15 protein-coding genes are annotated in these 12,750 nt (G+C 61.1%); 6 read left to right on the top strand and 9 right to left on the bottom strand.

Going from position 1 to position 12,750, the window contains the following annotated elements; genetic code table 11:
• The first annotated feature begins 71 nt into the window (after window positions 1-71).
• Window positions 72-479: a DUF3795 domain-containing protein gene (locus AAEU42_RS09065; RefSeq protein WP_342233215.1), complete on the top strand. Its 408-nt coding sequence runs from the start codon at window positions 72-74 to the stop codon at window positions 477-479.
• Between the two features lie 53 nt (window positions 480-532).
• Here AAEU42_RS09065 and AAEU42_RS09060 read toward each other — a convergent pair whose 3' ends face one another.
• From AAEU42_RS09060 to mltG, 3 genes are read right to left on the bottom strand one after another with little or no spacing between them, the layout of a single operon-like run.
• The gene (locus AAEU42_RS09060) at window positions 533-1,633 is read right to left on the bottom strand and encodes an acyltransferase (RefSeq protein WP_342233214.1); all 1,101 of its coding nucleotides are present in this window, start codon (window positions 1,631-1,633) and stop codon (window positions 533-535) included.
• Window positions 1,630-2,844 (bottom strand): peptidase U32 family protein, encoded by a 1,215-nt coding sequence (locus tag AAEU42_RS09055; protein ID WP_342233213.1) that lies wholly within the window; start codon window positions 2,842-2,844, stop codon window positions 1,630-1,632. The genes AAEU42_RS09060 and AAEU42_RS09055 overlap by 4 nt, the downstream gene beginning before the upstream one ends.
• A 2-nt stretch (window positions 2,845-2,846) precedes the next feature.
• Window positions 2,847-3,980, bottom strand: coding sequence for an endolytic transglycosylase MltG (gene mltG / locus AAEU42_RS09050; RefSeq protein ID WP_342233212.1), 1,134 nt, complete (start codon window positions 3,978-3,980; stop codon window positions 2,847-2,849).
• Between the two features lie 128 nt (window positions 3,981-4,108).
• On the opposite strand from mltG, the gene AAEU42_RS09045 reads away from it, so the two are divergent.
• On the top strand, window positions 4,109-4,297 hold the full coding sequence (locus AAEU42_RS09045; protein WP_342233211.1) for a hypothetical protein: 189 nt from the start codon (window positions 4,109-4,111) through the stop codon (window positions 4,295-4,297).
• 4 nt (window positions 4,298-4,301) lie between these two features.
• Here AAEU42_RS09045 and AAEU42_RS09040 read toward each other — a convergent pair whose 3' ends face one another.
• The 6 genes from AAEU42_RS09040 to AAEU42_RS09015 all read right to left on the bottom strand — a co-directional run bounded on the left by AAEU42_RS09040 (window position 4,302) and on the right by AAEU42_RS09015 (window position 8,170).
• Window positions 4,302-4,910 (bottom strand): 5-formyltetrahydrofolate cyclo-ligase, encoded by a 609-nt coding sequence (locus tag AAEU42_RS09040; RefSeq protein WP_342233210.1) that lies wholly within the window; start codon window positions 4,908-4,910, stop codon window positions 4,302-4,304.
• Window positions 4,888-5,433 carry a DJ-1 family glyoxalase III gene (locus tag AAEU42_RS09035; protein WP_342233209.1) on the bottom strand — a complete coding sequence of 182 codons (546 nt, stop codon included), beginning with the start codon at window positions 5,431-5,433 and terminating at the stop codon, window positions 4,888-4,890. Before AAEU42_RS09035 ends, AAEU42_RS09040 begins: the two co-directional genes overlap by 23 nt.
• 18 nt (window positions 5,434-5,451) lie before the next feature.
• On the bottom strand, window positions 5,452-6,135 hold the full coding sequence (locus tag AAEU42_RS09030; protein WP_342233208.1) for a dTMP kinase: 684 nt from the start codon (window positions 6,133-6,135) through the stop codon (window positions 5,452-5,454).
• Between the two features lies 1 nt (window position 6,136).
• The gene (locus AAEU42_RS09025) at window positions 6,137-6,859 is read right to left on the bottom strand and encodes a WecB/TagA/CpsF family glycosyltransferase (RefSeq protein WP_342233207.1); all 723 of its coding nucleotides are present in this window, start codon (window positions 6,857-6,859) and stop codon (window positions 6,137-6,139) included.
• Between the two features lie 88 nt (window positions 6,860-6,947).
• A complete protein-coding gene (locus AAEU42_RS09020) occupies window positions 6,948-7,463 on the bottom strand; it encodes a GNAT family N-acetyltransferase (protein WP_425288208.1) in 516 nt (171 codons plus the stop codon).
• Window positions 7,464-7,480: 17 nt separating this feature from the next.
• Window positions 7,481-8,170 (bottom strand): aspartate/glutamate racemase family protein, encoded by a 690-nt coding sequence (locus AAEU42_RS09015; RefSeq protein ID WP_342233205.1) that lies wholly within the window; start codon window positions 8,168-8,170, stop codon window positions 7,481-7,483.
• 180 nt (window positions 8,171-8,350) lie between these two features.
• Here AAEU42_RS09015 and AAEU42_RS09010 point away from each other — a divergent pair, with 180 nt between their 5' ends.
• The 4 genes from AAEU42_RS09010 (at window position 8,351) to AAEU42_RS08995 (ending at window position 12,749) form a co-directional block, all read left to right on the top strand.
• Window positions 8,351-9,376: an ABC transporter substrate-binding protein gene (locus AAEU42_RS09010; protein WP_342233204.1), complete on the top strand. Its 1,026-nt coding sequence runs from the start codon at window positions 8,351-8,353 to the stop codon at window positions 9,374-9,376.
• A gap of 105 nt (window positions 9,377-9,481) precedes the next feature.
• Window positions 9,482-10,432 (top strand): ABC transporter permease, encoded by a 951-nt coding sequence (locus AAEU42_RS09005; protein ID WP_342233203.1) that lies wholly within the window; start codon window positions 9,482-9,484, stop codon window positions 10,430-10,432.
• On the top strand, window positions 10,425-11,219 hold the full coding sequence (locus AAEU42_RS09000) for an ABC transporter ATP-binding protein (protein ID WP_342233202.1): 795 nt from the start codon (window positions 10,425-10,427) through the stop codon (window positions 11,217-11,219). The genes AAEU42_RS09005 and AAEU42_RS09000 overlap by 8 nt, the downstream gene beginning before the upstream one ends.
• A 162-nt stretch (window positions 11,220-11,381) precedes the next feature.
• A complete protein-coding gene (locus AAEU42_RS08995) occupies window positions 11,382-12,749 on the top strand; it encodes a citrate/2-methylcitrate synthase (RefSeq protein WP_342233201.1) in 1,368 nt (455 codons plus the stop codon).
• Window position 12,750: the final 1 nt, after the last annotated feature.

Raw genomic sequence — 12,750 nt, 5'->3', positions numbered from 1 at the left:
AGGCGGACGCTTATGATATGATCAATAAACCATAGAGGATTTGTGATGGAAAGCGGTGGAGCGGGTTGAAAATGCCGGAGGGGAAGATTGACGGGAGCTGGTTCGCCCCCTGCGGGATGAACTGCCTCGTCTGTTATAAGCACTGCTGTCATAAAAAGCCCTGCGCGGGCTGCCTGAACGGTGACGAGGGAAAGCCGGATCACTGCCGCAAGTGTAAAATCAAGAGCTGTGCGGCGGAGAAAGGGGTCCGGCGCTGTTATCAATGCGGGGTCTTTCCCTGTAAGCTGATCAAAAATCTGGAGAAAAGCTATCGTACCAGATACCGGGTGAGTTTGGTGCGCAACAGCAAATTTGTGCGGGAAAAGGGACTGGACGCCTTCATGGAAGGGCAGAGGGAGGCCTATACCTGCCCAGTTTGCGGCGGCATCATTTCTCTGCACGATGCGCAGTGCGGCGAGTGCGGGGCCAAGAGGGAATAAATGGCAAAAAAGAGCGGGGCCTTTTTAAGGCCCCGCTCTTTTTATGATTACTTCTATTTACGGGAAAAAAGCGCGAACAAATTGGAGCTCTTGCAGGCGGCGGAGAAGGTCTGTCCGGTGAAGGCGTAGCAGATGCCGGGGATGGAGGAGAGGATCACCGACGCCAGGATGCAGAAAAGGGTCACCGCCAGATAGAAGAAAATCTGTTGGCCGATATTGCCGGGGCCCAGGGTGCCCAGGAAGTGGGTCCACAGCTTTTCCCCGGCGCCGATGGCCAGGGGGTGGAGCAGGTAGACCGAGAAGGAGACCCCGGCCAGCATGGGAAGGAGTTTTCCTTTCTCCTCCTTGCCCCGCAGGCAGGACTTGGCCAGCAGGAACATGGCGGAGGAGAGGATCATGGTAAAGAGGGTCAGATAATTGGTGAACCGGTCGGAGTACATCATATGGGCGTAGGTATCCCACCGGGTGCCCAGGACGCTGACGGCGATCATGACGGCGATGACACCGATCAGCACCTTTTTCGGCGGGATCCGCTGGATCCGCTCCAGATAGGCCCCCAGGAGGAAATAGCCCAGATAGCCTCCCACCATGTTGAGATTCAGGGTCCAGTGCTCGGTGAAGGTCAGCTCCCAAGCGGCGGGGACGAAGGAACGGACCGTGTAGAGACCCAAGGTGAGGATGACCCAAAGCCCCATCATATAGGTCCAATGGGACTGGGAGAGATTGTCCGTCATCTTTTTCAGCAGGGGAGAGAGCAGATACATGGGGATGAGGGCGTAGAGGAACCAGTAGGGGACCGAAACGGGGGTATTGAGCAGGCGCAGGGCCTTTTCCAGGGCCCCGGCTGCGTTGCCCCGGACCACGCTGTAAAGGAGGGTGAGGGCGGACCAGCAGAGAAGGGGCACCAGGACCTTGGGGATCCGGCGGCGGAACAGCTGGGAGAGGTCGGCGGTCTTTTCCTCGCTGAGGAGGAGGGAGCCCGACATCATGAAAAAGAGGGGCACCGCCGGAGTGGCAAAGGCCACGAGAAGGTTGGAGAAGTTCCACAGGGAGACGTAGTCCAGGCTCCGAAGGGCGCCCGCCGCCGTATGGAGGTAGACCACCCCCAGCATGGAAAGGACCCGGAGCACGTCATAGTCGTAACGGCGTTTCATCCCTTGACCACCTCCCGGCGGAGAATGGAGAGCGGGGGCGCCTGGCAGGGGAGGGTGAGCCGCAGAGGCATCTGGGGCGTGCGGGCTTCCTCCAGGGGCGCGCCGTCGCCGTCAGCCAGGTCGTCCGCTGTAAAGGAAATAGGCTTGATCCCAGGCCCCACCAGCTCCAAAGCCGCTCCCCGCTGGAATTTATTCCGCAGGGAGAGGAGGGCTCTGCCGTCGGAGGCGCAGGAGGTGACGATGGCGCTGACCTGCCAGTCCCGGAGATACCGGGCGTCCCCGGTGTACTGCTCGGGGTGGCCGTAGTAAAACCCCTCGGAGTAAGGCCGGTGGCTCACTTTGTCCAGCTCGGAACGCCAGACCGGGTCCAGAGGCTCCCCGGCCAGGGCGGCGTCCACGGCGTGGCGGTAGGCGCCGGTGACCACGGCGGCGTAATAGGCGCTCTTGGCCCGCCCCTCGATCTTCAGGCTGTCCAGCCCGGCGGCGAGGAGCTCAGGCACATGGTCGATCATGCGCATGTCCTTGGAGTTGAAGATATAGGTGCCCCGCTCATCTTCCTCCACGGGAAAAAACTCGCCGGGACGCTGTTCCTCCATGAGGGCGTACTTGTAGCGGCAGGGCTGGGCGCAGGCCCCCCGGGAGGCGTCCCGGCCGGACATATAGTTGGACAAGACACACCGGCCGGAGTAGCTGACACACATGGCCCCGTGGACAAAGGCCTCCAGCTCCAACGCCTGGGGCGTTTTGGCCCGGATGGCGGATATCTCGTCCAGGGTGAGCTCCCGGGCCAGAATGACCCGGCTGGCGCCCAGGTCGTGCCAGGCCGCGGCCGCCTGGTAATTGGTGACGCTGGCCTGGGTGGAGATGTGGACCTTTACCTTGGGGGCGTATCGTTTGGCCAGAGACAGAACCCCCACATCCCCTACGATGACAGCCGAGACCCCGATCTCCTGGAGATATGCCAGGTACTCGGGCAGCGCGTCGATCTCATCGTTGCGGGGCATGGTGTTGCAGGTGACGTGGATGGCCACGCCATGGGCGGAGCAGAAGTCCACCGCCTCTTTCAGCTCGTCCCGGGAGAAGTTCCCGGCGAAGGAGCGCATGCCGTATTGCCGGCCCGCCAGGTAGACCGCGTCGGCCCCATAGGCCACCGACATTCTCAGCCGCTCCATGTCGCCGGCGGGGGAGAGCAGTTCCAGTTTCTTCGCCATGATTAGTTCCCCAGCGTGGCCTTGTAGGCTTCAAACTCGGCGTTGGTGCGGAAAAAGTGGTGCAGGCCGTCGCTGCCCACCACGTAATAGTAGTTCTTGGTGTTCTCCGGGTTGAAGGCGGCGTTGATGGAGACCATGCCGGGGCTTGCGATGGGGCCGGGAGGCAGGCCCTTGTTCCGATAGGTGTTGTAGGGGCTGTCCACATTCTGGTAATCCGCCTGGGTCACGGTCCGTCCGGTGACGTAGGCGATGGCCGCGTCGATCTGGAGATAGCCCACCGTCTCGTAGCTGGGGTTGTTGAGCCGGTTATAAATGACGGAGGCGATCTTGGCCTGGTCGGTGCCGTCGGTCTCCTTCTCAATGAGGGAGGCGATGGTGACCATCTGGTGGACGGTATAGCCCATGTCGGCGGCCTTTTGGCGCATCTCGTCGGTGAACTGCTGGTCAAAGCGGAGGATCATTTTGTTGAGGACCTGGACGGCCTCGTCCTCGCCGCCGCCCATATAGAACTCATAGGTGTCGGGGAAGAGGTAGCCTTCCAGCCGGTGGTAGTCTCCCAGCTCCAGCACACCCTGAAGGAAGGAGTACTTGAAGTCGTGGTTGGCGGCCACCTCCTGCAGAGTCTCCACCGTGGAGACCCCCCGCTCCTCCAGGAGCGCGAAGATCTGATCCAGCGTGTAGCCCTCCGGGATGGTGATGGAGGCGGTCATCCGGCTGCCCGAGCTGGAGGACATGGAGTTGATGAGGGCGTTATAGTCCATGTCGGTGTTCAGCTCGTAGGTGCCCGGGGTGATCTTGTTTTTCTGTTCCACCTTGGTGAAGGCGCAGAAAAGTTTGAAGAGCAGCTTGTTGTCGATGAGGCCGCTGTCATGGAGAAGGTCGGCCACGTCGTTCAAAGAGGCGTCCTTTTCCACAGTGATGACGGCGGAGGCCGGGGCCTTGTTCAGGGCCAGCACGTCGCCCGCCCACATCCAGCCAAGGCCCGCCAGAAGGGCGGACACTGCGATGACCGTAAGGATGTAGAGCAGGGGATTCATCCGCTTGCGCCGCCTGCGGCGGGGGGCTGTCCTGGGCTGGGACGAACCGGCGGAGCGCCGGGGCTGCTGAGGCCCATGTTCACGAGATTCTTGAGGCATAGGGTCAACTCCTAACATTTTGGCTCATCCGCCCCGTAACCACAAAAGAGAGGGGCGCATAGTATATTGCGGATGGCGACGGTGGAAAAAACCGCCAGCCGCCAAATAAACAATGAGGTGAAGATTTTATGTGCTGTGGTAACAACGGTTGGGGCGGCGGCTGCTGCTGGATCATCCTGATCATCATCATCATCTGCTGCTGCTGTGGTGGCGGTAGCTGGGGCGGCAACAGCTGCGGGTGCGGCTGTGGCTGCGGCGGATGCGGCTGTGGCTGCAACAACAACTGCGGCTGTGGCTGCAACGACGGCTGCTGCTGAAAAGCTACATCGGAAGCGGGGCGAAAGCCCCGCTTCTCTCCGCACGGTCCGGGGACAAGCTCCGGGTCTCCGTGACCACCAGTTGTACGGGGACGTCGTGGGGCTGGGTGGGGATCTCGTCCCGGAGCAGCGCGTCCCGGCATAGGGCCACGGTAAAACCCTGAAATCCGGCCAGATAGCGGTCGTAATAGCCACCCCCCTGGCCCAGGCGGTAGCCCCGCCTATCACACAGCAGGTTGGGGACGAGGATGAGGGCAGCGGCATCCCGGGCCAGGATGGGGCAAGTCATGTCCGGCTCCGGGATGCCGAAGGGGCCGGGCGTGAGATGCTCTTTGCCCCGATAGACCCGGGCCTCCATCCGCCGCCCGGGGAGGCAGCGGGGCAGGGCAACGGTCTTTCCGAGGGCGAGAAGGGGCTCCAGTAGAGCGCCGGTGTCCGGCTCCGTCCCCGTGCCATAGAACAGAAGAAGGGAGAGAGCGGCCTCTACCTGGGGAAGGGAGAGAAAGCGTTCCAATAAAAGATGGTCGCTTTTTCGCCGGTCGATACCTGTATTGTAAAATTCCTTGACAGAGGCACGGAGAGCGGCCTTTTCAGCCGTGATAGTGGACGGCATGTCTCACCTGCTCGGCGGCGGCTTTCCCCTTCAGGATCTCCACCAGCTTGAGGCCGAAAAGGAAGGTGGAGCCGCAGGCCTCTCCGGTGATGATGCGGCCGTCCACCACCACGGGAGTGCCTTTCTGGAATACGGCGGAGCCCATCTGGTCCTCCATACCGGGATAGCACACCGCCCGGCGGCGGTCCAGAAGGCCCATGCCCGCCAGGATGGTGGGGGCGGCGCAGATGGCGGCCAGATAGATGCCCTTGTCATAGACCTTTTGGATGAGGGCCGTGGCGAAAAGGTCCATCTCAATGGACTCCACCCCGCCCAGGCCGCCGGGGAGGATCAGCATTTCCAAGCCCTCCACGTCGATCTCCGCCAAAGTTTTGTCGGCCTTGACGGTGACGCCGTGGGAGCTTGTGACCTCCTGGCCGGTCAGACTGGTGAGCGCCACCTCCACCCCGGCCCGCCGGAGCAGGTCGGCGGTGATGAGGGCCTCGGCTTCCTCAAACCCCTCACCCAACATGATACATACCATAAAACGTCCCTCCTCACATCACTGTAAAGTGGAAATACTTTGCCCTAAAACTGCCCAAATCTCTTGGTGGATATCCGCTATGGAGCGGACCCGGCCCTGGGCGTCGACGCAGGAGATCCTCTTCCAGCCGTAGTGTTCGGCGGCCCGGAGGGCGGTTTGGCGGCAGAGGGTCAGGTAGTCCTGGTCCACCTCGTGGATATCGCCCCTGGTGTTGGTCTCGGCCTCCCGGGATCGGAGCAGGCGCACAGCTTCTTGGGTGGGCATGTCCAGATAAAAAACCAGGTCCGGTTCGGGCAGGCCCAGCTTGTGGTATTCGAAGTCAAAGAGCCAGTCGAAGAAGGCTGGCTGGTCCGCCGGGGAGACCTTGCCCCCCTGGTGGACGGCGTTGGAGGTGGTGTACCGGTCGGAGAGGATGAGGGTCCCGGCCCGGTAATCGTCTCCCCAGTCCTTTTTCCAGGCGGCGTACCGGTCCACGGCGTAGAAGGTGGAGGCGGCGTAGGGGTTCACGTCGGAGGGGTGGGAGCCGAACTCGCCGTTCAAATACATTTTGAGCAGGGCGGAGGAGGGCTCCTGGTACTGGGGGAAGATCAGGCGGCGGAAGGGGGTGCCGCCGGTCTGAAGGCGGTCACACAGCAGTTTGAACTGGGTGGATTTCCCTGAACCGTCGGTACCCTCAAAGACGATGAGCGTTCCTTTTTTCATCTCATTTCCCTCCCAGGCGGGTGCCCATAGCGTCCACCAAGATCAGGGGAAGCTTGGCCATCCGGCCAAAGCGGCTGGGTTCCTTCAACAGGCGGTAGAGCCACTCCATTCCGGCTTTCCGCCAAGCCTCGGGGGCCCGCTCCACGGTCCCGGCGAACACGTCCAGGCTGCCGCCCAGGCCCACCGCCAGCTTGACCCCCGTCTCCGGGCCGTACTGGACCATCCAATGCTCCTGCTTGGGAGCGCCCAGGCAGGTGAAGAGGACGTCGGCCTTGGCGGCTTTGATCTCCTCCACCACCGGGGCGTCCTCCTGAAAGTATCCGTCGTGGGTGCCGCAGATGAGAAGGCCGGGGTGGGCCTTGCGCAGGTTCTCGGCCGCCTGCTCCGCCACGCCGGGCTTGGCCCCCAGGAGAAAGAGGGATGCCCCGGTGTGGGCCATGCGGGAGAGGAGCCCCTGGGCGAAATCGATGCCGGGCACCCGCCCTTTGAGGGGGCGGCCCAGGATCTTGGCGGCGTACACCACACCGACCCCATCGGCCAGAGCCAGATCGGCGGCGTTGAGGATCCGGCGGAAGGCCTCGTCCTTTTTTGCGGCAAGGATAAACTCGGGGTTGGGAGTGACGGCGTAATGGAAGCCTTCGCTCTCAGACAAAGCCGTACCGGCGGCGACCGCCTCAGCCAGCGTAAGGTCGTCGATACCGACGCCCAAAATATCAGTTTTCAAATGGATGCCTCCTAGGGTAGGGAATCACAGGTTGTATTAGTGTATCACAATATGGGAGAAAAGTCCATGGAAACAGGGGAGAGGGAACTCAGCTTTCCCGTACCACAGAGAAGAGAAGGTGGGGCATATCCATCCCGTAGTAATGCTTCACCAGGGTGCCGTGGATTGTCATCCCGTTTCGCCTGGCCACAGCCTGGGAGGGCAGGTTGCTGTCCCGGATGATGGAGTACACCTCGGTGGCTTTGAGGACCGTGAAGGCGTAATCTTTGCAGGCGACGGCGGCCTCAGTGGCGTAACCGTGGTGCCAAAAAGCCTTTTGAAACAGGTAGCCCACTTCCAGGACGGAACCCCTGCCGCTGTCCTGCATGGTGAGCCCGCACTGGCCGATCATCTCGCCGGTCTCCTTCAAAATCACCGCCCACAGCCCGAAGCCGTATTCCCGATAGCGCTGGAGCTGCCGGTCCAGCCATTCCTGCACCTCGGCGCCGTTGAAGGCGTGCTCGTAGGCGTACATGACCTCCTCATCCTGAAGGATCTTGCTTAAGTCCAGAAAATCAGCTTGGGACATCTCCCGAAGGATGAGCCGGTCCGTCTCCAGGATGATTTGGGCGCCGCCGTCCATTATGACAAAGCCAGCTCCACGGCCCGGGCGGCGTGGATAAGGGTGGTGTCAAAGACGGGAAGAGCCGTGTCACTCTGCTGGATGAGAAGGCCGATCTCGGTGCAGCCCAGGATGACCCCCTGGGCCCCCTGCCGGGACAAGCCGTCTATAATGCGGAGAAATTCCCGCTTTGATCCATCCTCAAGGCGGCCCAGACACAGCTCGTCAAAGATGACGTGGTTGACCAATTCGATGTCGGCCACTTCGGGAATCAGGACCCGGACCCCGGCCTGGATAAGCCGCTCCTTATAAAAATCCTGACACATGGTGTACTTCGTGCCCAGGAGGGCCACAGTATCGATGCCAGCCGCCTTCAGAGCGCCGGCGGTGGCGTCGGCGATATGGAGGAGGGGCACATGGAGCCTGGCTTGGACCTGGGGGGCCACCTTGTGCATGGTGTTGGTGCAGATCAAAATAAAGTCGGCCCCCGCCCCTTCCAGGCGGAGGGCGGCGTCGGAAAGGAGCTCGGCGCTCCGCTCCCAATCGCCTCGGGACTGGCATTCCTCGATGGGCTGGAAATCCACGCTGTATAAAAGGACCTGAGCCGAATGGAGCCCGCCCAGCTTTTCCTTGACCAGACGGTTGATGATCTGATAGTAAGTGACGGTGCTCTCCCAGCTCATACCGCCGATGAGGCCGATGGTTTTCATCCGTACCGCTCCTTCTTTTCAAAGATGATGTTTTGATTTCCTGTCCAGTTTAATCCAAGGGCCTTGTCCCGTCAATGAAATCTTAGGCATTTTCATGGTTGACATTTGAAGGGGAGGTGAGTATAATAACGCATATAATTTAGCACCACAAAGTGCTAAAGCACATGGGAGGAAAATGAAATGAAGAATCGCAAACTGATGGCGCTGGGGCTGTCCGTGGCTCTGACCCTGTCCCTGGCCGCCTGCGGCGGCGGGACCACTGAGACCAAATCGCCTGAGGAGTCCAAACCCGCCGAGTCCGCGGCCGCCGAGAGCGCTCCCGCCGCGGCCCAGTACGTGGTGGGCATCTGCCAGCTGGCCCCTCATCCGGCGCTGGACGCCGCCACCCAGGGTTTTAAGGACGCTGTGGAGGAGGCCCTGCCTGGCCAGGTGGAATTTAAGGAGGGCAACGCCGCCGGCGACAGCCCCACCTGTTCCACCATCATTAACGGCTTCGTCTCCGCCAACGTGGACTTGATCATGGCCAACGCCACCCCCGCCCTGAATGCCGCCGCCTCCGCCACCGGCGATATCCCCGTGCTGGGCACCTCCGTTACCGAGTACGGTGTGGCCCTGGGCATCGAGGGCTTCACCGGCACCGTGGGCACCAACGTGTCCGGCACCTCCGACCTGGCCCCCCTGGACCAGCAGGCCGCCATGATCAAGGAGTGGTTCCCCGACGCCCAGACCGTGGGCCTGCTCTACTGCTCCGCCGAGCCCAACAGCCAGTACCAGGTGGACGAGGTCCAGAAGGCCTTGGAAGGCCTGGGCTTCACCTGCACCCAGTACTCCTTCTCCGATACCAACGACATGGCCTCCGTCACCCAGAAGGCCGCCGACAACAGTGAGATCCTCTACGTTCCCACCGACAATACCGTGGCCAACAACACCGGTATCGTGGACAACATCTGCCACGGCAAGATCCCCGTCTTTACCGGTGAGGAGGGTATCTGCGCCGGCTGCGGCGTGGCCACCCTGTCCATCAGTTACTACGACCTGGGTGTGACCACCGGCAAGATGTGCGTCAAGATCCTCACCGGCGAGTCCAACGTGGCCGAGATGCCCATTGAATACGCCCCCCAGTTCACCAAGAAGTATAACGAGGCCATCTGTGCCGACCTGGGCCTGACGGTCCCCGACGGCTACGAAGCCATTGCCGCGCAGTAATCCTCAAGATCCTCCGGCAGCGGAAAAGGGGCTTCCCTTTTCCGCTGCTTCTTGCTATACTTAATTTGTATACGCTTCTATTTTGATGGGGGGAACATCCTGATTATGCTGGATTTTATCAACGCATTGCCGGGCGCCGTATCCCAGGGCCTTATTTGGGGCATTATGGCCATCGGCGTCTTTATCACCTATAAGATCCTGGACGTGGCCGATCTGACCGTGGACGGCTCCTTCTGCACCGGCGGCGCGGTCTTCGTCATGCTCTTCACCGGCGGGTTCAACATCTGGGTGGCCCTGCTGGCGGCGGTGCTGGCGGGTATGCTGGCCGGACTGGTCACCGGACTGCTCCATACCTTGTGCGGCATCCCCGCCATCCTGTCTGGAATTCTGACCCAGCTGGCCCTCTATTCCGTGAATATGGCGATTATGGGGATGAAGGCCAGCGTGTCCATCAACGTCACAAGCCCTGAGACCCTGGACAGCCTGCTGGTTTCCCTGCGCTTTGTGCAGGACGTGGCCAAGGGGACCCGGCCCTTCTACCGCCACCCCATTTTCGTGGTGGGGCTGTTCACCGTGGCCGTTATTGCCCTGCTCTACTGGTTCTTCGGCACGGAGCTGGGCTCCTCCCTCCGGGCCACCGGCTCCAACCCCAACATGGCCCGGGCCCAGGGCATCAACACCGACTTCACCAAGGTGCTGGGCCTGGTCATCTCCAACGGCCTGGTGGCCCTGTCCGGCGCGCTGATGGTCCAGTACAGCAGTGCTTGCGAAATCAATATGGGCCGGGGCGCCATCGTCATCGGCCTGGCTGCCGTCATCATCGGCGAGGTGACCTTCGGCAGCATTTTCCGCAATTTCGCCCTCAAGCTGCTGGCGGTGTCCATCGGCGGCATCCTCTATTATATCGTCATCCAGGCGGTGCTTTCCATGGGCATGAATTCCAACTACCTCAAGCTCCTCTCCGCTGCCGTGGTGGCTGTATTCCTGTCTATTCCCTATTGGAAGGGCAAGTATTTCTCCAAGCCCGCGAAGAAGGAGGCGGCCCGCCATGCTTGAGATCAAGAACATCTGGAAAACCTTCAACGCCGGGACCGTCAATGAAAAGGCGGCCCTCCGGGGCGTGAGCCTGACCCTGGGCGACGGGGATTTTATCACGGTCATCGGCGGCAACGGCGCGGGCAAGTCCACCCTGATGAACGCCGTAGCCGGCGTCTACCCGGTGGATGAGGGCACCATCACCATCGACGGCACCGACGTGACCAAGCTCCCCGAGCACAAGCGGGCCCCCTTCATCGGCCGGGTGTTCCAGGACCCCATGATGGGTACCGCCGCCACCATGCAGATCGAGGAGAACCTGGCTCTGGCCGCCCGCCGCGGCCAGCCCAGAGGGCTTGGCTGGGCCATCACCAAGCAGGAGCGGGAACGTTACAGGGAGCTTTTAAAGACCCTGGACCTGGGCCTGGAGGACCGGCTGACTTCTAAGGTGGGCCTCCTCTCCGGCGGCCAGCGGCAGGCATTGACCCTGCTGATGGCCACGCTGAAAAAGCCCAAGCTCCTCCTCCTGGACGAGCACACCGCCGCGCTGGACCCCAAGACGGCGGACAAGGTGCTGGACACCACTGAGCGGATCATCCAGCGGGACAAGCTGACCACCCTGATGATCACCCATAATATGCGGGACGCTATCGCCCACGGAAACCGGCTCATCATGATGTATGAGGGCCGGGTGGCCATCGACGTGGCCGGCGAGGAGAAAAAGAAGCTGACCGTGGAGGGACTTCTGGAGATGTTCAGCAAAGTCAGCGGCTCCACCGAGGCGGACGACAAGCTGCTGCTTTCGTAGCATAAGAAGAAAAAAGGACGGGCCTTTTTGGAAGGCCCGTCCTTTTTCCCGTTCTTTCCGGCTGCGAAAAGCGTAAAATCTTGGAGCGGTATTCATAAATTAGAAACATCTTTGTGGTATTCTTTCAACACGAATCAAACTTTATTTAAAGGAGGGGAGCGCATGGCAAGCAATCCCAACTATTGTGACCTGATCCCGGAGGTGCGGGCCTTATCGGCAGACGCCAGGAAGCACAGCCGCATCAACGCGGGAGACTACGAAAAGTATGACGTGAAGCGGGGGCTCAGAGACCTGAACGGCAAAGGCGTCCTGGCGGGGCTGACCGAAATCTCCGACATCCACGCCAAGGACAAGCTCCCCGACGGCACCGAGGTCCCCTGCGAGGGCAAGCTCTATTTCCGCGGCGTCGACGTGGAGGAGCTGGTGGCCGGCTCTCTGAAGGAGGGGCGCTTCGGGTTTGAGGAGAGCGCCTATCTGTTGATGATGGGCCATTTGCCCGACAGCCGGGAGCTGGAGGAGTTTCGAAAACTGCTGGGCTATTACCGCTCCCTGCCCAACAACTTTGTGCGGGACGTGATCTTGAAAGCGCCCAGCGGGGACATTATGAATTCCCTGGCCCGCAGTGTGCTCAATCTGGCCGCCTATGACGACCGGGCCGATGACATCTCCCTGCCCAACGTGACCCGCCAGTGCCTTCAGCTAATTTCCGTGTTTCCGCTGCTGTCGGTCTACGGCTATCAGGCCTACCAGTATAAGGGGGGCAGCAGCCTTTATATCCACGCTCCCAGGCCGGAGCTTTCCACGGCGGAGAATATTTTGCACCTTCTCCGGCCAGACTCCAAATACAGCTATTGGGAAGCCCACGTGCTGGATATCTGCCTCATTCTCCACGCCGAGCATGGCGGCGGCAACAACTCTACCTTTACCACCCACGTGGTGACCTCCTCCGGGACAGATACTTATTCCTGCATGGCGGCCGCCCTGGCCTCCCTGAAGGGGCCCCGGCACGGCGGCGCCAACATCAAGGTGGTGCGGATGTTTGAGGACCTGAAAAAGCAGGTGCGGGACTGGAAGGACGAGGACGAGGTGCGCCGCTATCTCCAGGCTTTGCTGGATAAGAAGGCCTTTGACAAGGCCGGGCTCATCTACGGTATGGGCCACGCCGTCTATTCCATCTCCGATCCCCGGGCCAACCTGCTGCGCGCCTTTGTGGAGAAGCTCTCCAGCGAGAAGGGACGGGAGGAAGAGTATCAGCTTTACTCCCTGGTGGAACGGCTGGGGCCCGAGGTCATCTCGGGGGAGCGGAAAATGTATAAGGGCGTGTCGGCCAACGTAGACTTTTATTCCGGCTTTGTCTACCACATGCTGGACCTCCCGCTGGAGCTGTACACCCCCATTTTTGCCATCGCCCGGATCGCGGGCTGGAGCGCCCATCGGATCGAGGAGCTCATCAATATGGGTAAAATCATCCGGCCCGCCTATCAATATGTGGGAAATCACCGGGAATATAGACCCCTGTCAGAGCGCTGAC

The sequence above is a fragment of the Pseudoflavonifractor phocaeensis genome, from assembly GCF_038439875.1.
GTDB lineage: Bacteria > Bacillota > Clostridia > Oscillospirales > Oscillospiraceae > Vermiculatibacterium.
The sequence above is the reverse complement of the archived record's forward strand: the minus strand, read 5'-3'. Positions and strand labels throughout refer to the sequence as shown.